General features: G+C 40.3%; 20 protein-coding genes. All 20 read right to left on the bottom strand.

Annotated features, from left to right (window positions below; translation table 11 throughout):
• Window positions 1-197: 197 nt before the first annotated feature.
• The 20 genes from HU823_RS00625 to truB all read right to left on the bottom strand — a co-directional run bounded on the left by HU823_RS00625 (window position 198) and on the right by truB (window position 23789).
• Entirely contained in the window at window positions 198-1160 is a 963-nt protein-coding gene (locus tag HU823_RS00625) for an ABC transporter permease (protein WP_197220803.1), read from the bottom strand.
• Window positions 1160-2212, bottom strand: a complete 1053-nt coding sequence (locus tag HU823_RS00620; protein WP_197220802.1) for an ABC transporter permease — start codon at window positions 2210-2212, stop codon at window positions 1160-1162. The genes HU823_RS00625 and HU823_RS00620 overlap by 1 nt, the downstream gene beginning before the upstream one ends.
• Window positions 2202-3728 (bottom strand): ABC transporter ATP-binding protein, encoded by a 1527-nt coding sequence (locus HU823_RS00615; protein ID WP_197220801.1) that lies wholly within the window; start codon window positions 3726-3728, stop codon window positions 2202-2204. Before HU823_RS00615 ends, HU823_RS00620 begins: the two co-directional genes overlap by 11 nt.
• A gap of 78 nt (window positions 3729-3806) precedes the next feature.
• Window positions 3807-4874, bottom strand: coding sequence for a BMP family lipoprotein (locus HU823_RS00610; RefSeq protein ID WP_305069399.1), 1068 nt, complete (start codon window positions 4872-4874; stop codon window positions 3807-3809).
• A gap of 90 nt (window positions 4875-4964) precedes the next feature.
• The gene (locus tag HU823_RS00605; RefSeq protein WP_066393804.1) at window positions 4965-5690 is read right to left on the bottom strand and encodes a GntR family transcriptional regulator; all 726 of its coding nucleotides are present in this window, start codon (window positions 5688-5690) and stop codon (window positions 4965-4967) included.
• Between the two features lie 196 nt (window positions 5691-5886).
• Window positions 5887-8247 carry a DNA translocase FtsK gene (locus HU823_RS00600; RefSeq protein ID WP_197220800.1) on the bottom strand — a complete coding sequence of 787 codons (2361 nt, stop codon included), beginning with the start codon at window positions 8245-8247 and terminating at the stop codon, window positions 5887-5889.
• Window positions 8248-8366: 119 nt separating this feature from the next.
• Window positions 8367-8576, bottom strand: coding sequence for a YlzJ-like family protein (locus tag HU823_RS00595; protein ID WP_144700684.1), 210 nt, complete (start codon window positions 8574-8576; stop codon window positions 8367-8369).
• Window positions 8573-9313, bottom strand: a complete 741-nt coding sequence (locus HU823_RS00590; protein ID WP_197220799.1) for a ClpP family protease — start codon at window positions 9311-9313, stop codon at window positions 8573-8575. Before HU823_RS00590 ends, HU823_RS00595 begins: the two co-directional genes overlap by 4 nt.
• Window positions 9314-9406: 93 nt before the next feature.
• Complete coding sequence (locus HU823_RS00585; RefSeq protein WP_144700688.1) at window positions 9407-11074, bottom strand: ribonuclease J; 1668 nt, start codon at window positions 11072-11074, stop codon at window positions 9407-9409.
• A gap of 457 nt (window positions 11075-11531) precedes the next feature.
• Entirely contained in the window at window positions 11532-12401 is an 870-nt protein-coding gene (dapA, locus tag HU823_RS00580) for a 4-hydroxy-tetrahydrodipicolinate synthase (RefSeq protein WP_197220798.1), read from the bottom strand.
• Between the two features lie 12 nt (window positions 12402-12413).
• Window positions 12414-13679: an aspartate kinase gene (gene dapG, locus HU823_RS00575; RefSeq protein ID WP_144700692.1), complete on the bottom strand. Its 1266-nt coding sequence runs from the start codon at window positions 13677-13679 to the stop codon at window positions 12414-12416.
• Between the two features lie 21 nt (window positions 13680-13700).
• Window positions 13701-14744, bottom strand: coding sequence for an aspartate-semialdehyde dehydrogenase (gene asd, locus HU823_RS00570; protein WP_144700694.1), 1044 nt, complete (start codon window positions 14742-14744; stop codon window positions 13701-13703).
• Window positions 14745-14896: 152 nt separating this feature from the next.
• Complete coding sequence (dpaB, locus tag HU823_RS00565; RefSeq protein WP_137789621.1) at window positions 14897-15490, bottom strand: dipicolinate synthase subunit B; 594 nt, start codon at window positions 15488-15490, stop codon at window positions 14897-14899.
• Window positions 15491-15495: 5 nt separating this feature from the next.
• Entirely contained in the window at window positions 15496-16386 is an 891-nt protein-coding gene (gene dpaA / locus HU823_RS00560; protein WP_144700696.1) for a dipicolinic acid synthetase subunit A, read from the bottom strand.
• 306 nt (window positions 16387-16692) lie between these two features.
• Window positions 16693-17934 (bottom strand): M16 family metallopeptidase, encoded by a 1242-nt coding sequence (locus HU823_RS00555; protein WP_144700698.1) that lies wholly within the window; start codon window positions 17932-17934, stop codon window positions 16693-16695.
• Window positions 17935-18012: 78 nt separating this feature from the next.
• Window positions 18013-18987 (bottom strand): polysaccharide deacetylase family protein, encoded by a 975-nt coding sequence (locus HU823_RS00550; protein ID WP_260858572.1) that lies wholly within the window; start codon window positions 18985-18987, stop codon window positions 18013-18015.
• Between the two features lie 204 nt (window positions 18988-19191).
• Window positions 19192-21306, bottom strand: coding sequence for a polyribonucleotide nucleotidyltransferase (gene pnp, locus HU823_RS00545; RefSeq protein ID WP_144700702.1), 2115 nt, complete (start codon window positions 21304-21306; stop codon window positions 19192-19194).
• 193 nt (window positions 21307-21499) lie between these two features.
• Window positions 21500-21769: a 30S ribosomal protein S15 gene (gene rpsO, locus HU823_RS00540; protein WP_066240919.1), complete on the bottom strand. Its 270-nt coding sequence runs from the start codon at window positions 21767-21769 to the stop codon at window positions 21500-21502.
• A gap of 139 nt (window positions 21770-21908) precedes the next feature.
• A complete protein-coding gene (ribF, locus tag HU823_RS00535) occupies window positions 21909-22847 on the bottom strand; it encodes a riboflavin biosynthesis protein RibF (protein ID WP_197220796.1) in 939 nt (312 codons plus the stop codon).
• 24 nt (window positions 22848-22871) lie between these two features.
• Entirely contained in the window at window positions 22872-23789 is a 918-nt protein-coding gene (gene truB, locus HU823_RS00530) for a tRNA pseudouridine(55) synthase TruB (protein ID WP_197220795.1), read from the bottom strand.
• Window positions 23790-23830 lie beyond the last annotated feature (41 nt).

Here is a 23830-nt window from a genome sequence, read left to right as displayed (position 1 = left end):
CCCCTTTCATTATGTCTACATCCTAGTTTACCCATTTTCGATACCTGACATGACATTCCTCCTTTTAAAAACAAAAAAGTCCGCCTATCGGCAGACTTTTTTATTATATGTTACACAATGATGTTTTTGAAAGCAGTTGATCTCCGCTTCAGGATGTTCGTTTTCCGCGGGACAGGCAGTGAGCCACATTCAACTTTTTATCTTTTTCCTTTTTCATAAGGTGTTCCAAGTGCTTTCGGTGCATCCGCACGGCCTACAAGACCTGCTAAAGCTAGTATCGTAAGTACGTATGGAGCGATAAGCAAGAATACTTTTGGAATATCTTGCAGACCTGGAATCTGAGCTCCAGAAATACTGATTGCTTGTGCTAGACCAAAGAATAGAGCAGCTCCTAATGCGCCTAGTGGATGCCATTTTCCAAAGATCATCGCAGCTAGAGCCATGAAACCTTGTCCTGTGATCGTGGAGTGTGTGAAGTTCCCTGAGATAGAAGCTACATATACAGCTCCACCTAGACCAGCTAGAGCACCACTCAATAGAACGCCAACATAACGCATTTTTTTAACATTGATCCCCATCGTATCTGCAGCCATCGGATGTTCACCTACAGAACGAAGACGAAGACCAAATGGTGTTTTGTAAAGAACATACCATACGATTAAAGCTACAAATACTGCTAGATAAGAAGTCAGATACGCATTTGAGAAGAATAACTTTCCGATCACCGGAATATCTGACAGAAACGGAATATCACTTTTTGAGATACGTTCTGAAATTACAGGCGTTTGACCTGCATTAAAGATTTTCTTTGTTAAGAAGATCGCGAGCCCCGCAGCCAAGAAGTTGATTGCAACACCACTAACGACTTGGTCCGCTTTTAACGAGATACTTGCAACAGCATGAATGGATGCAAATAGAGCTCCTACGATCATAGCTACAACAAAACTGACCCATGGTGCTGCACCAGCTAATCCGAACTGCTCACCATAATAGATCGTTACGGCGCCTGTAAAAGCACCGAATAGCATTAAGCCTTCTAAGCCGATATTTACAACTCCTGAACGTTCACTAAAAACGCCACCAAGAGCGGTAAAGATTAAAGGAGCAGCTGAAACGATAGCAGCAGGTATGATTAGTGCTAGAATATCCATAAAACTCATCAGATCTTACCTCCTCTGTTCACACGGTTCATCAACCAATGAACAAGATAGCTGCACGCAACAAAGAAGATGATTAGAGCAATTACAACACCTACAAGTTCAGTTGGAACACCTGCTATAGCTTGCATGTTCAGTGCACCAATCTTTAGTCCGCCGAATAGTGCAGCACCTAAAATAACACCGATCGCACTGTTAGCACCAAGAAGTGCAACAGCGATCCCATCAAATCCTACACCGGTAAATCCAGCATTGATCGTCATGTATTGATACGTACCGAGACCTTCCATACTTCCTGCAATCCCTGCGAATGCTCCTGAGATCGCCATAGATAGGACGATGTTTTTCGACACGTTGATCCCAGCATACTGAGATGCATGCTGGTTGAACCCTACGGCACGAAGCTCATAACCTAATGTTGTTCTCCATAATAAAAACCACATGATTACTGCTGCAACGATTGCTATGATGATACCAAAATGCAATGTCGAATATTCAGTAACACTCTGTAAGAACGGTGAAGCAAGAGAAGCAGATTCTTTTACGTTTTCCGTTCGCTCACCCGGAGCAAGCATGAAATTACGGATGATTTCATTTGTGCTATAGAGTGCAATATAGTTCATCATAATCGTTGTGATTACTTCATGAACTTTAAAACGCGCCTTTAAGATACCTGGAACAGATCCCCATAATGCACCTGCAACACCTGCAGCAAGTACAGCGAGAGGAATATGAATGATTGCTGGGGCATCAACAAATATACCCACATACACGGCAGCTAGCCACCCGACTAATAGCTGTCCTTCTACTCCGATATTAAATAGTCCGGTTCTAAAAGCAAATGCAACAGCAAGTCCTGACAAGATAAGAGGTGACATCTGTCTAATCGTTTCACCTATATAATATGATCCACCAAAAATACCTTGAAAAAGCGCTACATAAGCTTCAATCGGTTTATATCCACTGATCAGCATGATGATACCGCCGATAAGAAGTCCTAAAAATACAGAGATAAGAGGCACAAGAAACTTCATTTTGTTTGTATTATTCTGCATGAACGGCACCTCTCTTTCCTCCAGCCATCAATAGACCCAGTTCTTGTTCTGTTGTTTCTTTCGGGTTAACGATCGCAACAATCTTTCCTTCATACATTACGGCGATTCGGTCACTCACGTTGATGATCTCTTCCAATTCAAAAGAAACAAGCAGTACAGCCTTTCCATTATCCCTTTGTTCGATCAGCTTGGAATGAATGAATTCGATCGCTCCAACATCAAGACCTCGAGTTGGCTGAGCAGCGATTAAAAAGTCCGGATCCCTGTCCACTTCTCTAGCGATAATCGCTTTTTGCTGATTACCACCAGATAATGCACGAGCTGGCGTATAAGCATCAGGTGTACGAACATCGTATTCCTCGATCAGCTTTTTAGCTTTGTCAAAGATCGGTTTAAAGTTCAATATGCCAGATTTAGAATAAGGCTTCTGATAATAGGTTTGAAGAACCATGTTCTCTCCTACTGAAAAGTCCAATACGAGTCCATGTTTGTGTCTATCTTGCGGGATATGACTCAGACCATTCTCTGTAACACTTCTAGGAGACTTATTCGTAATCTCTTTATCACGCAGATGTATCGATCCTTCGTGGACTTTATGTAGACCTGTGATCGCCTCTAATAGTTCAGATTGACCGTTTCCGTCAACTCCAGCGATTCCAACGATCTCACCTGCATGTACAGTCAGGTTCAACCCGTTTACAGCTGGTACTTTTCTGCTATCATGAACGACAAGATCTTTAATCTTTAATACAGCTTCTTTAGGAGCAGCATCCACTTTTTCAACTTTAAAGTTTACTTCTCGACCAACCATCATCGCTGCTAGAGAATCAGGGTTAGAATCGCTAACATCTACCGTACCAACGCCTCTACCTCTTCTTATTACCGTACAGCGGTCACATACTTCCATGATCTCTTTTAGTTTATGAGTGATAAGGATGATAGACTTGCCTTCATTAACAAGCTTTTTCATGATCTGAATAAGTTCTACGATTTCTTGAGGTGTTAACACGGCTGTAGGCTCATCAAAAATGAGAATATCCGCTCCTCTATAAAGCGTTTTCAAAATTTCTACACGTTGCTGCATACCAACTGAGATATCTTCTATCTTTGCGTAAGGATCTACACGAAGTCCGTATTGATCAGAAAGAGCTTGTACTTCCTTAGCCGCTGTCTGAAGATCAACTTTTCCGCCTTTTGTAGGTTCTTTTCCAAGGATGATATTTTCGGTTACAGTAAACTTATCAACGAGCATAAAGTGCTGATGAACCATCCCAATACCAAGCGAGTTGGCAATATTCGGATCATTGTTCACCACTTTATTTCCTTTTACGAAGATCTCGCCTTGTTCTGGTTCGTAAAGACCGAACAAAACGTTCATCAATGTTGATTTTCCTGCACCGTTCTCCCCTAATAATGCATGAATCTCCCCTTTTTTTACTTGTAGCGTAATGTTATCGTTCGCTACGATTCCAGGGAATTCTTTTCGGATATTGCGCATGTCAATTACATATTCCATTTTCTTGCTCCCCCCTTATATGCATAAGGAAGGACTTGGCTCATGCCAAGTCCTGGCCTATTATTCATTTCACTTGAATTATTTTAAGTTCTTTTTGAACTCTTCAAATTCAGCGTCTGTCTTAGGAACTTTCACTTCGCCAGCGATGATTTTCTTTTTGAAATCTTCAACAGATTGAAGTGATTTCTCTTCAACGTTCTCTTGAGTTGGAGCGATACCTACTCCATCTTCTTTAAGACCGAATTCTACAATTTTCCCACCTGGGAACTTACCGTTCATCGCTTGCTCAGAAACTTCATAAACTGCTTGGTCTACACGTTTTACCATTGAAGTAAGTGTTACGTTCTCAGGCATACCTTCCTCGTGTTGGTCACGGTCAACACCGATTACCCAAACATCTTCACCGTTTTTCTTACGGTTCTTCGCTTCAGTGAACACACCCATCCCTGTTCCACCAGCAGCATGATAGATTACGTCAGCTCCTTGTTGATAGAACGTGTTAGCGATCTGTTGTCCTTTTTCAGCTTTGTTGAAGTCTTCTGCATATTGAACCATTACTTCAGCTTTAGGATTCGCTGTTAATACTCCAGCTTTAAATCCGTTTTCAAACTTCTTGATCAGTTCACTGTTTACACCACCAACGAATCCTACTTTGTTCGTTTTAGATTGCATTCCAGCTACTAGACCTACTAAGAATGAACCTTCATGCTCAGAGAACGTAATATTCGCTACGTTATCACCTTTAACAACCATATCAACGATTGCAAGCTTTGCATCAGGCTGTTGCTTCGCTACTGTTTCTACGTCAGTTCCCATTAAGAATCCGATCCCGAAAACTACATCGTATTTTTGACGAATCAGTGAGTTTAAGTTCGGCTTGTAATCACTTTGCGCAGTAGATTGCAAGTATTTGTAACCTTTGCTCTCTTCTAAACTATTATCTTTACCAAACTTTGTTAGACCTTCCCAAGCTGACTGGTTAAACGACTTATCGTCTACACCGCCAGTATCTGTTACCATCGCTACTTTAAAGTCTTTTTTCTCTCCTCCGCCAGAAGACTTCCCGTCATCAGAAGATCCACATCCGGCAAGAATCGTACCGGCAGTTAACATTGCAGTTACCATTAATCCTAATTTCTTTTTCAAGTCATTTTCCCCCTGTAAGTGTTTTCATTTTAATGACTAAAACCAATGCTGCAAAATAAAGTACCGATCACCCCCTAAAAAAGACTTTAACTATAAGCGCTTTCTTAAAACAGAGAACATAAACTTATCAGATCTAAAATAGTTGCAAGAATAGAGTACAGGTTCATCAAATTGATCGTAGTGCATTTGTTTTAAGATGAGGAGTGGAACGCGTTCATCGCTTTCCAATATTTCAGAAACTCTGTCGTGATATCCGATCGGTTCAATGTTTGTTACCGCATACATAACACGTCTACCCGTTTCTTTTTCCAACATCTCTAAGAATGATTCATAATCGTGTAAACCTTTTGCAGGGAAAAGGTGTGCTGGCATATGATCTTTACAAAAGACAACTGGTTCTCCATCTGCAGTACGGACACGTTCCATCATCATGAGTCCTTCAGGCAATGAATCATTAAACTTGCTAAGTAGTTCTTCTGTAACATCCGTCATCTGTGACGTTAGGAAAATAGTCCCGGCTCGTTTGCCGCCTCTTTCTATCATATCGGTCACACTGTAGAGTTCTTCAATACCGGATGAGAACAAAGCACGAGTTCTTACAAAGGTACCAACCCCATGTTTTCGAATGAGCACGTTTTCATCTTCCAGTATACGAAGCGCTTCTCGCAGTGTAGCTCTTGAGATGCCGAGCTGTTTAGATAACTCAAATTCAGAAGGAAGCTTTTCTCCCTCTTTATAAATACCTTCTTCAATATCTTTTTTTAACTTTTCAATCACTTTTATATATAACAAGCGATGGTCAGCTTTAATTGACATTACAAAACCACCTTAACTAAGTTGTTCGACGTATGACAAATTATTAGTAGAATCGACATTACTATACCATTTTTAATTCTATAAATAAATACTATTTTTACAAATTTTTAATAGGTATTCTTTGGATTTTACATAAATTGAATATAATTCCAATAACAGATGAAAACGAGCCCTTATGAGCTCGTTTTCCTAAGACTTATGAACTAGATGCTTCTTTTTCGTCCGGCATAGCAGAAATCAGCACTTCTCTAGGTTTCGATCCTTCATATGGTCCTACAATTCCTTTGGATTCCATCGAGTCGATCAACCTTGCTGCTCTCGAATAACCGATGCGGAACCTTCTTTGAAGCATGGAAACCGAAGCTGTCTGCATATCAACGACAAGTCTGACAGCATCTGTAAACAAGTCATCTTCCGATTCCATGACTGCTGGTTCTGCTTCTTCTGTAGGAATCATCTCTGCTTGATATTGAGCTCTTTGTTGCGAAACACAATGATCTACGATCGCCTCTACTTCTTCATCTGATAAAAACGCACCTTGAACGCGAACAGGTTTTGAAGCTCCTGAAGGGAAGAACAACATATCTCCTCTTCCTAAAAGCTTCTCTGCCCCTCCCATATCAAGTATCGTTCTTGAGTCCGTTTGTGAGGATACACTAAACGCGATTCTAGATGGTATATTCGCTTTAATAACACCTGTAATTACATCAACTGACGGGCGCTGGGTCGCAATAATTAAGTGGATCCCTGCTGCTCGAGCCATCTGAGCAAGACGGGTGATCGCATCCTCAACATCACCTGAGGCAACCATCATCAGATCAGCAAGTTCATCAACAATAACCACGATATAAGGTAAGAAAGGCTGTTTTGCATCACCTTTAGCGTTTTGTTTTCGAATAGATTCATTGTAACCTTCGATGTTTCGAGTACCACTATGCGAGAATAGCTCATACCGGCGTTCCATCTCAGAGACAACCCGTTTTAAAGCTTGAGCTGCTTTCTTCGGCTCAGTTACGACTGGTGCCAGAAGATGAGGTATCCCATTATACATATTTAATTCTACCATCTTTGGATCAATCATCATCATTTTCACTTCGTGTGGCTTAGCTCTCATCAGAATACTCGTAATAATTCCGTTTACACACACACTTTTACCGCTTCCGGTTGCTCCTGCAACAAGCAAGTGAGGCATCTTAGAAAGATCTGCGATAATCGGTTCACCTGAGATATCCCTGCCTAGACCAATCGCGAGTGGTGATTGTTGGCCAGAGAACTGCGGCGCCTCAAGGACTTCTCTTAATGTTACCATCGAGATCTCTTGATTCGGCACCTCGATCCCAACGGCTGATTTTCCTGGTATAGGCGCTTCGATCCGAATATCTTTTGCAGCTAGAGCGAGAGCCAAGTCATCTGATAGGTTCACGATCTTACTTACCTTAACACCCACATCTGGGTACACTTCGTATTTTGTAACGGCAGGACCGAGATGAACTTTAAGAACTTTTGCTTTGACTCCAAAACTCTCGAACGTTTTTTCAAGTTTTTTTGCGTTGCTCTTGCTAGCTGCATATTGCTTGTCTTTATGCTGCCCACTGTTTTGAGGCGTTCTGAGATGCTTCATTGTCGGAAGCTGATAATGTTCGTTCTGAATCACTTCATCACCAAAATTAACAGGTAGAGGTGAAGGTGTCGGCTCATCTTCACCTCTATTAACATCCTTTACAGCTTCTTTTTCTTCGCTCTCACCGTACATCTGAGGTGCAAATTTCAACTGAACGCCGCTCTCTGTTTGTTGAACTCTTTTTGTGAAGTCTTCAATTACTGGATCTTCAGAAATGATGATCTCTTCAGTATCTTCTTCATCATCAACAGTTGCCGGTTTTAAATTTTTCTTTTCTTTTACTTTTTTACTTCTCTCTTCAGAAAGTGCAGTCTTCTTTTCTTCTAAGTATTCTTTTATTTTAGAAGTTGCTGAACCCGAAGTATCGACTAGTTTCTGAAGAAGAACTGATAACGATTTACCGGATATCAACAGAAGGCTTCCTATTATCAAAAAGAAGATGACAAGTTTTGTTCCTCCAGCACCAAACAAAAAGTAAAAAAGAGCAAAACCGATAGCTCCTACAAGACCTCCACCAATATCATTGGTCGAAGTTTCCCCTTGAAGCTGCATCCAATAAAGATCCCACGTGTTCCTTATGACCGATGCATCTTTCCATTCTCCACCGTTTGTTAAATGTTCAAATAAAGTTAAGTGGCTCAACACTAAAAATGAAAAGAAAAGTATATAAACACCTGTTAATTTTTTGGATACTAAAACCGGCCAGCTTCTCTTCCATATCAAATAAAAGGATAATAAAATACAAGCAAGCAAGAGGATGCCGTACCATTCTCCACTAAAGAATCGCAGTAGATGAACAAAAGCCATTCCTACATTGCCCATCTTAGCAAGTGCTAGAGAGGACAGTGCCAAGATGGTAAGCCCTGCTATCTCGAATGTCAGCTGCTCTTTCCATCGGCCTTTATTCTTCGCTTTCTTTTTTTTGTTTTTTGCCATTTTTTTCACCTCACTAGCATGCAATATTATGTATGTATGAACAAAAATAGAAAGAAAAGCAGCCCTGCAAATCAGAAGGCTGCTTTAAGATAGTATAGCATAATTCTTAGATGACTTTTTCAAAAGTTTCGCAGCACCATTCCAGGTTGACAGTCTTCTAGTAAAAAATGAGAAGGGTCTGTGCTCATGATCTGGACGATTCTTTTCTCATCACCCATACGTTCTACGAGAACAGGTACATTATTATAAAGTATTACATTCTGCGCCGACTGTTCGTTTCCTTCTTCCGGAAACATCAATTCAAAAGGCTGCATCGTATACCAGATCATTGTGTTAACCCTTTATCCTCATCTTTTTTGTTTGCATCGATCAACTCATTCAACTTCTTGATCGCTTGACCTACTCCGCCTACTTCGTTTATGAGTCCATCACTTACCGCATCTGTTCCAATTACATTCGTACCAATATCTCGAGTCAGATTCCCTTTAGAAAACATCAGTTCTTTAAACCGCTCTTCTGTGATCTCGGAATGACTCGTTACGAAAGAGATAACACGATCCTGCATCTTGTCTAAATACTCAAACGTTTGTGGTACTCCGATGACAAGACCTGTTAATCGAACCGGATGAATCGTCATAGTAGCCGTTGGTGCGATAAAGGAATAATCAGCGCTGACCGCGATCGGAACTCCAATGGAATGTCCTCCTCCTAATACGAGGGATACACTAGGCTTTGAGAGGGAAGCAATCATCTCAGAGATAGCGAGTCCAGCTTCAACGTCTCCGCCAACTGTATTCAGAATCACAAGAAGTCCTTCAATCTTATGATTTTGTTCGATGGCAACTAATTGCGGAATCAAATGTTCGTATTTAGTTGCTTTGTTGTTTGGAGGGAGCTGCATATGACCTTCGATCTGTCCCACGATCGTCAAACAATGTATGCTCGATCCTTCCATTGTTGGTACGTTCGTTTGTCCTAACGACTGTATCTTCTGTATAAGACCCGAGCTATCATCTTTCTTAGGTGCATCCGTTTGTGGTGCTTCTGTTTCTGGTGTCTGATCCATAAATTCATACCCCTTCTAAGTTAGGTTCTTCTTAGTATGGGCGTTATTTCCATTCATATGATAAAAAAATAAAAAACCCGCTTTAGCAGCGGGTTAAATTTCCATAATGATCGGCATGATCATCGGTCTTCTCTTCGTTTTTTCAAACAGATACTGACTTAATGTATCTCTTACGTTTGATTTGAGACTAGACCATTCTTTCATATTTTCGTTCATGCATTTTTCAAGAACATCACGAACTTTCGTATTCGCTTCTTGAAGAAGAGCTTCACTTTCACGTACGTACACAAAGCCTCTTGAGATGATCTCAGGTCCTGAGATCAGCTTATGAGAATCTTTACTGATCGTAACAACGACCACTAAGATACCGTCTTGTGATAAAAGTTTACGGTCACGAAGCACGATGTTTCCGATATCTCCTACACCAAGACCATCTACTAATACGTTTCCTGAAGGTACTTTTCCAGTTTTTTGAGCGAATCCGTTAGCGAACTCTACAACTTCACCTTTATCCACGATAAAGATGTTGTCTTTTTCAACTCCAACTTCAATCGCCAATTTTTGATGCGCTTTTTGCATCTTGTATTCACCATGAACAGGCATAAAGTATTTAGGTCTCATCATACTGAGCATGAACTTAAGTTCTTCAGCACTACCGTGTCCTGATACATGGACCTTTTTCTGACCAAATATAACGTCTGCTCCTGTACGCATCAGTTTATCGACCATCTTTGCAACTGAAGTTTCATTGCCAGGTATCGGGGTAGCGGCAATTACGACTGTATCTGAAGGACGAAGAGCGATCTGTTTATGCGATTTTTGTGCCATTCTTGACAATGCTGCCATAGATTCTCCTTGGCTACCTGTTGTTAAGATGACTACTTTTTCATCGCTGTAATCGTTTGCTTGATCAATCGTTACTAATAGATCTTTTTCAATCGTTAAATATCCTAGCTGTGAAGCAATATCAACAACTTTTACCATACTTCTACCGTTAACAGCGACTTTTCTGTTTGTTTTTGCAGCTGCGTTCATAACCTGCTGAACACGGTGGACGTTTGAAGCAAATGATGCAATGATTATTCTTCCTTTTGCCGCTTGGAATACATCAAGGATCTCTTGTCCAACTTGTGCTTCTGGACCTGTAGACCCTGGTCGCTCAGCATTCGTACTATCTGATAGCAGACACAGTACCCCTTCTTCAGCCAGGCTTGAGATCTTGCCAAATTCGGTATGCTGTCCATCGATCGGCGTATGGTCGATCTTGAAATCACCAGTATTTGCAATAATTCCCTGTGACGTGTGAATTGCAATTCCTACTGCATCTGGAATACTGTGATTTACGTGGAAGAAGCTTACCTTCGCACTGTTGAATGAAAGCTTTTGATTTGTTTCAATCATATTTAATTCTGTGGAACGCAAAAGTCCCGCTTCTTTTAATTTTGCTTCTACAAGTCCTAACGTCAAACGTGTTCCATATACGGGCACGGGTACTTGTCTTAAGACATATGGAAGTCCCCCGATATGGTCTTCATGGGCATGAGTTAAAAAGATTCCCGTCACACGCTCCAGGTTTTCCTTCAAGTAGGTCACATCTGGTATAACGATATCGATCCCGAGCATTTCCTCTTGAGGAAACATCAGACCTGAGTCCATGACAAAAATTTCCTCACCTGTGTCCACAACATACATGTTTTTGCCTATCTCACCGACTCCGCCCAGGGCAAAAACTTTAATTTTATCTCTATTTTGTTTTGACAATGTGTATATTCCTCCTATGTTGTATGTAAAAAATCTATAATCCCGATCACGTCACTTAAAAACATTATACTCTATGAGAGGAATACAAAACAAGACTGAGCAAAGGACAAATAAAAATAAGGTTATAGCGGTTCCTATTGGATCTAGTTTGGCTGAACGTCTTTTGTTTGTGAAAATCGAAAAGTTTAATAATTTCACGGTAATCCGTTTTATTTTCACGGTAAATCAATATTTATTCACACATAAAGCCAATAATTTCACGGATAAAATTATTTAAACGATTTTCGACAAAACGTGTCTACATAAAGACGCTGACTTATTTTTTTCGATTGGTAGCAGGATGGACCAAGACCATTATCGTCTACAAATACAGCATTTAGTACTCAAAAAAAAGGGCTACACATATAATTCACATGCGAAGCCCTTTTTTATCAACTAAAGAAAACCCAGTCTATTTTTATAAGCTGTTTAATCTGTTTGAGAGTGCTTCTCTTTCAGATTGGTTTAAAGGCAGTAACGGTAATCTAACACCGCCGACATTAAGCCCTCTTACTTGTAGCGCTGTCTTTACTGGAGCAGGACTCGGCGCTTTAAAGAGCTCTTGCATAACCGGAAGCAACTTCCTATGAATACGCGCAGCTTCTTTATTCTCACCGTCTCTAAACGCCTTGATCATCATCTGCATCTCGTTACCGATCACATGTGAAGCCACTGAAACGATTCCCGCACTTCCTATCGCTAAAGAAGGAAGGGTCAAACCATCATCACCACAGTAAACGACAAAATCGTCAGGCGTATTTTCAATCACTTCACTCATCGTATCCAAATTTCCGCCTGCATCTTTTAAGGCAACAATGTTCGGCACTTCAGCTAGTCGAAGAACTGTATCAACAGAAAATGTGATCACTGATCTTCCCGGGATGTTATACGCCATGATCGGAAGGCTTACCGCACTTGCAATAGCCTTATAATGAGCGATAATTCCTTCCTGACTTGGTTTATTATAATACGGTGCTACGATCATAATGGCATCCACACCGATTTCTTCAGCTTTTTTTGAAAGATCGATGGATGCTTTCGTATTATTACTACCCGTACCTGCGATCACAGGAACTCTTCCATCGACCACTTTTACCACGTGTTTAAAAAGTGCTATTTTTTCTTCTGTCGTTAATGTCGCTGATTCTCCGGTAGTCCCTGCTACTACAAGACTATCTGTTCCATTGTTGATCAGATGGTTTACCAGTTTCGTCGTTCTGCCAAAATCGATGTTCCCTTTGCTGTCAAAAGGCGTTACCATCGCGGTACTAATACTTCCGAAATTCATTTCCTTCACTCCTCAATACTCATTAAACTGCTGCTGTACAATTTCTTGTAAGTTCGCAGATATTCCTTCCTCATTCAAACGAAAAGCGGAATGAAGAGCATTTACTGATTCAATAAGGTCCGTTTTCTTTACGAGCACCCAAATCGTAGTATGTGAATCAGCAGATTGTAAGATTTGTATGTTCCTGCTAGACAGTGATTCTACGATAGCCGCTGTAACACCTGGAGTGCCTGCGATGCCAGCTCCAACTGCCGATACTTTTGCACAATCTCTGTTCACTTCAGGTTCGTATCCTAGAGCATTTAATTTTGCTAATGCCAAATCTGTCTTGTCTTCCATGATCGTATATACGACACCTTTAGGGCTTATGTTAATAAAGTCTACTGAAATTTGTTCTTGTGCCATGGCTTTGAACACTTTTGTATGAAGATCATATTGCCCATCGTTCGCATACACTTTAATTTGGGTAATGTTTGAGACATGTGCAATACCCGTAATGATTGATTCTTGTACATCTTTACCGGCAGGTCCTTTTATGGCTGATGTAACAAGCGTCCCCGGAAGATCTGAATACGTTGATCGAATTCGTAACGGTATCTTAGCCTGCATGGCGATCTCTACAGCACGTGGATGAATGACCTTTGCTCCTTGATAAGCCATGTTGCAGATCTCTGCATAGGTTACGACAGATAATGGTCTTGCATCTTTAACAAGCCTAGGATCAGCAGTCATAACCCCTTCAACATCTGTAAATATATCGATAAACTCAGCTTCTAAAGCAGCACCTAATGCCGAAGCACTCGTGTCGCTTCCACCTCTACCAAGTGTTGCGATATCCCCAGATTTTGATTGTCCTTGAAAGCCTGCAACAACAACTACTTGATGGTTTTCAAGTTCTGACTTTAACCGATCTACTTTCATGTCTATAATTCTTGCATTAGAAAAGTCATCATTTGTTCTGAACCCTGCTTGTGGACCTGTTAACGCTACAGAGGAAAGACCTGTTGTATTTAACAATCCAGAAAATACGACTGATGAAATAATTTCTCCGCAAGACAACAAAAGATCTTGTTCTCGATTAGAAATCTTGTTCTTATCTCCTACAAGGCTTAATAGAGTATCCGTCGCATAAGGATCACCGAACCGTCCCATCGCTGAAACGACGCATACTACTTTATAGCCTTCTTCTACCGCATTTTTAATATGACGAATTGCCTCAATGCGGCCTGTATCATCTTTTAAAGAAGTTCCCCCAAATTTTTGAACGATTATCTTCATAAATGCACCTTCTTTATTTAATTAAAGCAGATTTAGTTTAATCAAGCTCTCTGCGATTTGTACCGAGTTATATGCAGCACCTTTAAGTAAGTTATCTGACACGACCCACATGTGATAGGCGTTGTCACGGTCTAAGTCTTTACGTATTCTACCAACAAAAACGTCAGGCAGACCTGCAGCTATTGCTGGCATAGGATAGATCTGATCTTCAGGCTGATCCTGAAGGGTAATACCAGGAGCTGTTTTAAGTAGTTCTCTTATTTCTTGAACGGATGGGTTACCATTTTCAAACTCTGCATATAAAGACTCTGAGTGTCCTGTCTCTACTGGTAATCGTACACAAGTTGCTGCGATCTCTAGATTTTCTAAATGCATGATTTTCTTTGTTTCGTTCATCATCTTAAGCTCTTCAAACGTATAACCGTTCTCTTCAAATTTATCAATCTGTGGAACCGCGTTAAATGCGATCTGATAGTGCTTTTTGTCTGAGGCGCAAGGCATGATAGAAGCCTCAAATGATTCATCGTTCAAAATTGCTCTCGATTGTTCTTTTAGCTCTTCAACAGCTTTAGCTCCCGCTCCTGAAACCGCTTGGTAAGTAGAAACGATTACTTTTTTAAGACCGAATTTTTCGTGAAGAGGCTGAAGGGCAACGACCATCTGAATCGTCGAACAGTTCGGATTCGCAATGATTCCGTTATGTTTTAATAGGTCTCCTTCATTTACCTCAGGTACAACGAGTGGTACGTTCGGATCCATTCTGAATGCGCTCGTGTTGTCTACAACGATCGCACCCCTCTTCACCGCTTCGTGTGCAAGAGCTTTGGAAACAGAACCACCTGCAGAGAACAATGCTAGATCAACACCTTCAAAAGCTTCAGGAGTTGCTTCTTGAATCGTATGAGATTCTCCATTAAACGTGATGACCTGTCCTGCTGATCTTTTACTTGCAAGAAGAGATAATTTTTTTATTGGAAAGTTTTTTTCACTTAAAGTATTTAACATCTGCTGGCCAACTGCGCCAGTCGCTCCTACTACAGCTACATGAAATGATTTTTGGCTCATACTTTATTAACTCCTTTATTGTTTAAGGTAAGCAATCTACAACAGAAGGAGAAACTCAAAGATTTAGTTCCTCCTAGTTAATCCATATAATTTATCATATTTTATCATAAACTTTGGTGTTATGAACGGATTTTCTTCTGTTGTTCGATCGATTACCCTAAATCTCTTACCCTAAGAACAGGCTGGAGCTGTTTCCCTTCAATCGCTAGCTCAATCGTTTCAATGAGTGTGTCCATATGAGCGACTAAGGAATTTTGCTTTTTGACTGGATCGTCTTGACTGAACGGAATGAAATAAATATTTTTAGTTGCCATCAACCTCATAATATTTACACCGTTCAATCCTAGACCGTCATTTGTAGATATTCCAAGAACGACCGGTTTTTGGTTACGAAGTGTTGCCTTTGCTCCCATTAATACAGGAGAATCTGTCATAGCATTAGCAAACTTGCTTATCGAATTTCCGGTCAACGGAGCAATGACCATACAATCTAGTGGTGTTTTTGGTCCAAAGGGTTCAGCTTTCACAATAGAATCTACTGGTTCGTTTCCAGTAATCTGTTTAATCTTTTCCACCCATTCCCCTTCTTCTCCAAAACGTGTAGACGTATGTCCTACGGTATGTGTAAAGAATGGCGAAACATTCGCTCCGAGCTCTACAAGCTTTTGAATCTGTGGAAACACAGCATCGTACGTGCAGTGAGATCCTGTTAAGCCAAACCCGATATGCTTACCTTTAAAATCCATGATAATTACCCCTTCCGCTTAAATTCATTGATTAAGAGCTGCGAAAGTACATTTGCAACAATCTTACCCGCTGTCTTAGGAGCGACGATTCCTGGCAATCCTGGTGCAAGAAGTGCTTTGATCCCGCGTTTTTCTGCATACCTGAAATCAGTGCCTCCTGGTTTTGAAGCCAGATCAACCACTAATGTATGGGAAGGAAACTTCGAGATCACATCTGCATTAACAATCTGTGTTGGAATGGTATTAATGCAAACATCCGTTTCATAGACTTCATTCTTTAAATCATCTAAATGAAATGGAATCATCCCCATCTCAGAGATCCTTGCCATATGTTCAGATTTTCTCGCTCCCACTTTCACACGAGCTCCTAATGCTTGGAATGTTCTTGCCACACTCATCCCGACACGTCCGAATCCTAGAACAACTGTATTAGATTGATGGATGGTGATATCCGTGTGCTGGATGACCATCATGATCGTTCCTTCAACAGTAGGGATACTGTTATAGATCGCCACATCATCTCTTTCAAATAATTTTGTTAGCTTTCTATTGCTGTTCTTTGTGATAGCATCTAAATAAGAATTGCTGATACCCGAAAATACTTGGCAATGGTCTTTCGTCTGGTTAAGGTGCTCCTCTGTAAGAATCATTTTTTTATTAGAGAAAATAGTATCGATCTCCCCCTGCAGCCCTGTTCCGCTTACAGGCAGAATGATGCTGTCTAACTTTGAAAAATCGACTTCATCTATATCCATTTTTGAAGCTCCCGTAAATCCATGATCAAGTTGGTCATAACCGATTAGTGTAAGTATCGCATCCAGTTCTGTTAGTTTCCGAATAACTTCCAACTGCCTCGCATCGCCGCCAAAAACTGCGATATGCAAATCCGTTAACATTCTTTCTCCCCTTTCTCCGTTGTTCCTTTTCTTGCAGGGGATAACTATCCACGTTCACCATCATATGAACACCCCGCCTATCTGGTTACAGAAAGACATTCTGCACAACGGTATAACTCATATTTAATAGTCGTTTCTATTTCGCTAATTAACACGATCATAAGCTTTCAATCAACACCATTATATTCATGAGCAACTCCTATGTTTGGGGCATTCAGAAAACACAAAGCCCATTTTTATAGAAGGTATCTGAAAACGCAAAAAAACCCGGATGAATTCCGGGTTTCGTTGTAATGAGTAGATATGCTATTGAAGTCCTTTCGGAAGTTCACCTTGAGGACTCACTAGGGAAGCTGAACATCCTTCGCTGAAGATAGACTGAACCAACGTGTTCACATCGTCTTTTGACACGTTATCGATTGACTCGACCATATCATCAAGGGTACGGTGGTAACCTAAGATGAGCTCATGTTTTCCGTTTCGGCTCATTCTGCTGTTCGTGCTTTCAAGACTCAGCATCAAGTTTCCTTTTATCTGTTCTTTAGAGTTCTTCAATTCTTTGTCAGTAATTCCGTTCTCTTTTAAATCATCTACAATATTTAATATCGTATTATACAATTCATCTAATTGATGTGGAGCCGTTCCTCCATAAATCGTAAAGATCCCATTATCCTGGAACGCTGAATGGTATGAGAAAACAGAATACGCTAAACCTTTTTGCTCTCTTACTTCTTGAAACAAACGGCTCGACATGCTTGATCCAAAGATATTATTTAGAATGATCAAACTATAGCTGCGTTTGTCTTTTAGAGATAGTCCAGGGAAGCCGAGACAAAGATGTGCTTGTTCTGTTTCTTTTTTACGAGATAGCTTCTCAGGATAAAAAACGGGAGATTGAATTTCTGGTTTGATGATGCCACTTGTTTTATAATCACCGAACCATTTCTCAACTTCCTTTATGAACGATTCATCGACGTTTCCTGCAACAGAAATGACTACTTCTTCCGGAACATAATGAGTATCCATATAATCTCGAAGTGTATTCCCGGTAAATGTGTTCAATGTTTCTTCTGTACCTAAGATGGGAAAACCGAGTTCATGATTTTGAAAACTAGCACGGCTTAACATATCATGAACAATATCATCAGGTGTATCTTCATACATTTTAATTTCTTCTAAGACAACATTCTTTTCTTTTAATAATTCTCCCTCATCAAAGGTAGAGTTGAAAAACATGTCCGCTAATACTTCAAGTGCATATGGTGAATGCGTATCTAGGACTTTTGCATAATAACATGTGTATTCTTTTGAAGTGAAAGCATTCACTTGTCCACCGATGCTATCAAAAGATTCGGCAATTTCTCGTGCAGTTCTCGTCTTAGTTCCTTTAAAGAACATGTGCTCGAGAAAATGCGAAATTCCGTTGTTTTTTGTGTTTTCAAATCTTGAGCCTGTGCCGATCCATACACCGATCGCAACAGAGCGTACTGTTGGAATGTTTTCCAAAACGATTCGCACGCCGTTTGAGCATGTATATCTTTTAATCAAACTTGTTTCCCCCTAGCTGTCAGTTGTTCCACAATAATCATAGGAACAATATACCATTATCATAACAGGTACACAACTTTACTTGATGGTTTTAGGTACTAATCTCGTTTCATCCATCAAGTCAGATACCGTTCCGATGCTGTAACCTTTTTCTTTTATTCCTTTAATGAGTTTATCAAGACCGGCAGAAGATGATTCGGTTGGGTGCATTAAGATCATCGCACCAGGATGTACTTTACTAAGAACCCTCCCTACCATCTCATCAGGATTTGGTTTTCTCCAATCGATCGTATCAACGGTCCAAAGAATCGTTTTCATATCCATCTCTGAAGCGATTTGTACAACGTCGTTTCGAAAGCTGCCACTCGGGGGAGCAAACCATTTTGGCTGTATGTCGAGCGTTGCATGTATCACTTCGTTCGTTTGTTTAAGTTCCTCGGTTATACGTGAATTCGTCATCTTTTTTAAATCTGGATGCGAGTAAGCGTGATTACCGATCTCATGTTTTTCTTCTGCAATCATTTTAGCGAGTGACGGGTTCTTCTTCACCCATGACCCATCTAGAAAATAAGTGGATTTCACATTATTCTTCTTCATCGTTTGGAGCATGCCAGGAAGGTACTCATTTCCCCATGCTACGTTCACTAAAAGTGTAACCATAGGTTTTTCAGGGTTACCTCTATAGATAGGTGATGCAGGAAGGTCTTCAAGATGAACACTTGGATTTATTTGCTTTATAACAAGCTTATTATGATCGTATTTATTCGCTTTCTTCATCGCTTTAAAGGATGCTTCCATGTCAACAACAATGCCATTATAACCGGGAGTGGCTTTCCAGACTGGATCAATCTCTGCATTTTTAGGAGGACGATTTAACTCCTTTGCTTTTTCCTTGATCTGCTGATAGATTGAATTTGATTCCATTTGCGAAACGGCTGTACTCTGAGCCTTTAAACTCTCAATATAGGTGCTTGTAAATGGATTATGCAACGAAAACGCTATCGAAGTGATAACCAGAACGACTAATGACCATTGAAGAATTTTATTTTTCACGTGAACTCCCTCCCTGTAACCAAAGTATGTACGATTTGGACAGGTTAGAACGTTTATAAATATAACCCGAGCAAGTTCATTATTGTAGTATTGGCGATTTTGCAGCCACTCCATAAGCAAAGAGCAAAAAAAAAAACGACAAAAAAAAAGACTGACCCATACGATACAATGTATCTGTAATGAAACAGTCTTTTACTATTTATTTTATACGTTTTGCTGCTGCTCGTTCTTTGCTTTTTCTTCTTTCAGTACAACTTTACGCGATAAGTTTACGCGACCTTGATTATCGATCTCCATAACTTTAACCATGATCTCGTCACCAAGTTTCACAACATCTTCAACTTTTCCTACACGTTCTTCAGCAAGTTCAGAGATGTGAACGAGTCCATCCTTACCGCTGAATAGTTCAACAAACGCACCAAACTTTTCGATACGTTTTACTTTGCCCATGTAGTACTCTCCTACTTGAACTTCACGAACAATATCTTCAATGATTTTCTTCGCTTTTTTGTTCATCGCTTCGTCAGTTGAAGCAATAAAGACTGTACCGTCTTGCTCGATATCAATCTTAACGCCAGTTTCTTCAATGATCTTGTTGATGATCTTCCCGCTCGGTCCGATTACATCACGGATCTTATCCGGATTGATCTTCATCGTTAAGATCTTAGGAGCATATTGAGAAAGCTGTGTACGAGATTCTGAAAGTGTAGCAAGCATAGACTTTAGAATGATCATACGTCCTTCTTTTGCTTGTGTTAATGCTTCTTGAAGGATTTCACGGTTAATTCCTGAGATTTTAATGTCCATCTGAAGAGCAGTAATCCCATTAGGTGTACCTGCAACTTTAAAGTCCATATCTCCAAGGTGATCTTCCATGCCTTGAATATCTGTTAGAACTGTTACATCTTCACCGTCAGAGATCAGACCCATAGCAATACCTGCAACAGGAGCTTTGATCGGAACACCAGCATCCATCAATGCAAGCGTACTTGCACAAATACTTGCTTGTGATGTAGAACCGTTGGATTCTAATACTTCGGAAACGAGACGAATCGTGTATGGGAACTCTTCTTCGTTCGGAATCACTTGCTCTAATGCTCGCTCACCTAATGCACCATGTCCGATTTCACGTCTGCCTGGTCCTCGCATAAATCCAGTTTCACCTACACTGAATGGTGGAAAATTATATTGGTGCATGAAACGTTTTGACTCTTCCACACCAAGACCATCAAGAACTTGAACATCGCCAAGAGCTCCTAATGTACAGATGCTGAGTGCTTGGGTTTGCCCACGTGTAAATAGACCTGAACCATGAGTTCTTGCTAAAATGCCTACCTTTGAAGAAAGTTGACGGATCTCATCCGTTTTTCTTCCGTCCGGACGAACTTTCTCCTTAAGGATCAAGCGTCTCACTTCTTCTTTGATGAGTTTATGTAAAACCTCTTTTGCTTCGCTGGCTTTATCTTCATCTTCTTCATAACGAGAAGCGACGTTTGCACTTACAGCGTCTAAAGCTTCTTGACGTGCATGCTTTTCAACAACCTTAACTGCTTCTTTCACATCGTTTCCAACAAATTCACGAACTTCTTGTTCAACATCTTTATCTAGCTCATGAAGAACGATCTCCATCTTCTCCTTACCGATTTCAGAAACAATCTCTTCTTGGAAAGCGATTAAACGCTTGATCTCTTCATGACCGAACATGATCGCTTCAAGCATCACTTCTTCAGAAACTTCTTCTGCACCAGCTTCAACCATGTTGATGGCATGCTTAGTACCCGCAACAATTAATTGAATATCACTTTTTTCATTTTGCTCAACCGTTGGATTGATCACAAACTCGCCTTCGATTCGACCAACAGTTACTCCAGCGATCGGTCCTTCAAAAGGAATATCAGAAATAGACAACGCAAGTGATGATCCGATCATCGCAGCCATTTCTGAAGAACAGTTTTGATCCACACTCATTACTGTGCTGACAACTTGTACTTCGTTACGGAAACCATCTGCGAATAGAGGACGAATAGGACGGTCGATCAAACGACTCGCTAAAACAGCTTTTTCGCTTGGACGGCCTTCACGTTTGATAAATCCACCTGGAATTTTACCAACTGCATATAAACGCTCTTCGTAGTTTACTGTCAGCGGAAAGAAACTAAGGTTTTTAGGCTGTTTTGATGCAACAGCTGTTGAAAGCACTGCAGTATCGCCATATCTGACCATTACAGCACCGTTCGCTTGTTTTGCTAATTCTCCAATTTCGAACGTAAGCGTTCTACCCGCCCAGTCCATTGTAAAAGTTCTTTTTTGTTGATCCATTTTACTTGGTACTCCTCTCAACACTTAGAAAAATCCTATCATATTATGGTTCTATTATATCCTAACGTAGTCCTTCCTAAAAAGAAAAACTCGAAAGAATTTACTCATACATACCAAGAATAACATGTTTAGTGCCGTTTATGGATGAATGCTTGCAATAAAAAAAGCGGGAAATATATCCCGCTTTGCTGGATTAACGACGTAATCCAAGTCTTCCGATCAATTCGCGGTAACGCGTGATGTCCTTGTTACGTAGGTACGTTAACAAGTTACGGCGCTTACCAACCATTTTCAATAGACCACGACGTGAGTGGTGATCTTTCTTGTGTGTACGCAAGTGATCATTCAACTCATTGATTTGTTCAGTAAGGATAGCGATTTGAACTTCTGGAGATCCAGTGTCCGTATCATGTACCTTATACTCGCTGATTAGTTCGTTCTTACGCTCTTGAGTAATAGCCATCCTTTTCACCTCCTTAATAATAGAAACACCAATTACCGAGCAAACGTCGGTGACTCGATTTGCCAAGCAATGGTTATATGCACATTAAAATGTACAGTTATTATCATAGACTTTTTATAGAATAATTGCAAGTTTTTTATTACAGTGATTGTGTGATCTCATATGTTTTGCTTTTATCGGCATGAAGCTGTGCGATGAGCTCGTCTATTCCACTAAATTTCTTCTCATCACGAATTCTTTTCAACCAAGTGATTCGAACCTCTTCACCATATATTTCGTGGTTGAAGTCAAAGATATGAACTTCGAGTGAAGGTTTTTTTTGATCATCCTTAAATGTAGGTTTATAGCCTACATTCGCCATCGCTAAATAGCTTTTTTCATCGACAGAAACCTCAACTGCGTATACACCGACTTTTGGCAGTGAATATTGGTCGGTGTCAAGGTTAGCAGTCGGGAACCCAATCGTACGGCCACGCTTATCCCCATGAGTCACCGTGCCGTTGAGCTTATATCTTCTGCCCAAGTAAGGCTCAATCTCATCGACAAGACCTTCTTTAAGGCAGTTTCTAATCAGTGTGGAACTTATTTTGTGACCATCTTTTTCAATCTTTTCAATAACCGTTTGTCCAAATTGTCCGTTAGATTCTTTTACTAATGTTTCAACGCTTCCTTTTCCATACTTCCCATATGAAAAGTCAAATCCGGTAACTACATGGACTACATTCAAACCGATCACATACTGATCAACAAACTCCTGAGTATCTAGATTTGCAAAAACTTGATCGAATTTCACAAGATAAAATCTCTCTACACCCATCTCCTCTAGAATCTTCTTCTTTTCTTCTAAAGGTGTGATATATGTCCAATTTTGATCACTCTTACCTAATACAACAGACGGATGCGGGTGGAAGCTCATAACAGCAGAAACAGCGTCGTTCTTCTTAGCAAGCTCTACTGCTGTGTTGATCACACGTTGGTGTCCAACATGAATCCCGTCAAAATAACCTAGAGCCAAAAAAGTTGGTGGAAGGTTATCTTGTTGAAAATGATGCGGATGACTTATAACAATCGTTTCCAAAAACTCACCTACTAACTTCTTTCGTTAATCAATGGCTAACACTTTAACCGGTTTTATTAAACCTGGTTTTGAAGGATGGTTCTCATAAATGGCTAGACATTTTCCTTCTTCATTATAAACACCAAACGGGCTTTCTACCAAATCTTTTGGTGCTTCAAGCACAGAACCATTTTTTATTTTGAAAAACAGCTCTTCTGAAACTGTCCATTTCGGAAAGTGAGAGATTCCTTTTTCAAGAGGAAACAGATAATCTTCTAAAGGCGTCACACTGCTTTCAAGCTGCTCAAATGTCACACAGTCTTCGATTGAGAACGGCCCTGATGCTGTTCTGATCAGAGATGACATATGTGCCGGATATCCAAGTCTTTCACCGATCTCAACAGCAAGCGTCCTAACGTATGTACCTTTAGAACATCGTACGCGGAATGAGAATACAGGTTGTTCTTTGCTGAGCATATCTAAGTTGTCGTCATTAATTAGCTGAAGCTCATGGATAGTAACATTACGTTTCGGCCGTTCAACAGTCAACCCTTGCCTCGCATATTCATAAAGTTTTTTTCCGTTAACTTTAACCGCTGAATACATCGGAGGAACCTGTTCGATCTCTCCTTGTAAAGACTGTAAAATTTCTTTTATATCAGAAATTGAGATATCCTTGTCTACATGTTTTTCTTCTACTCTTTCACCGTGAGCATCTTCTGTCTCTGTAGAAAAACCTAAAGTGACCTCACCTATATATTCCTTGCCGTAGTCTGACATGTACTCTGCGATTTTAGTCGCTCTTCCAATACATATAGGAAGGACCCCCGTTACCTCGGGATCTAATGTACCTGTGTGACCGACTTTTTTTGTTGAAAAAATTCTTCTTATCTTTGCCACACAATCATGTGATGTCATACCAGCAGGTTTCTTCAATGCCAAAATTCCTTGTCTTGCACTCATAAAAGCTTCTCCTTTGATCACATTATCTCTTTTTTACAAGC

The organism is Fictibacillus sp. 18YEL24 (genome assembly GCF_015903855.1).
GTDB lineage: Bacteria > Bacillota > Bacilli > Bacillales > Fictibacillaceae > Fictibacillus > Fictibacillus phosphorivorans_C.
Note: the sequence above shows the minus strand (reverse complement) of the source record. Positions and strands in the feature narration are given on the sequence as shown.

Coding starts and splice junctions, on each gene's coding strand:
- HU823_RS00625 (WP_197220803.1), bottom strand. CDS start 1,160: ATGAGTTTTATGGATATTCTAGCACTAATCATACCTGCTGCTATCGTT.
- HU823_RS00620 (WP_197220802.1), bottom strand. CDS start 2,212: ATGCAGAATAATACAAACAAAATGAAGTTTCTTGTGCCTCTTATCTCT.
- HU823_RS00615 (WP_197220801.1), bottom strand. CDS start 3,728: ATGGAATATGTAATTGACATGCGCAATATCCGAAAAGAATTCCCTGGA.
- HU823_RS00605 (WP_066393804.1), bottom strand. CDS start 5,690: ATGTCAATTAAAGCTGACCATCGCTTGTTATATATAAAAGTGATTGAA.
- HU823_RS00600 (WP_197220800.1), bottom strand. CDS start 8,247: ATGGCAAAAAACAAAAAAAAGAAAGCGAAGAATAAAGGCCGATGGAAA.
- HU823_RS00595 (WP_144700684.1), bottom strand. CDS start 8,576: ATGATCTGGTATACGATGCAGCCTTTTGAATTGATGTTTCCGGAAGAA.
- HU823_RS00590 (WP_197220799.1), bottom strand. CDS start 9,313: ATGGATCAGACACCAGAAACAGAAGCACCACAAACGGATGCACCTAAG.
- dapA (WP_197220798.1), bottom strand. CDS start 12,401: ATGAATTTCGGAAGTATTAGTACCGCGATGGTAACGCCTTTTGACAGC.
- dapG (WP_144700692.1), bottom strand. CDS start 13,679: ATGAAGATAATCGTTCAAAAATTTGGGGGAACTTCTTTAAAAGATGAT.
- asd (WP_144700694.1), bottom strand. CDS start 14,744: ATGAGCCAAAAATCATTTCATGTAGCTGTAGTAGGAGCGACTGGCGCA.
- dpaB (WP_137789621.1), bottom strand. CDS start 15,490: ATGGATTTTAAAGGTAAGCATATCGGGTTTGGCTTAACAGGATCTCAC.
- dpaA (WP_144700696.1), bottom strand. CDS start 16,386: ATGTTAACGGATTTGCATATCGCAGTTTTTGGCGGCGATGCGAGGCAG.
- pnp (WP_144700702.1), bottom strand. CDS start 21,306: ATGGATCAACAAAAAAGAACTTTTACAATGGACTGGGCGGGTAGAACG.
- rpsO (WP_066240919.1), bottom strand. CDS start 21,769: ATGGCTATTACTCAAGAGCGTAAGAACGAACTAATCAGCGAGTATAAG.
- truB (WP_197220795.1), bottom strand. CDS start 23,789: ATGAGTGCAAGACAAGGAATTTTGGCATTGAAGAAACCTGCTGGTATG.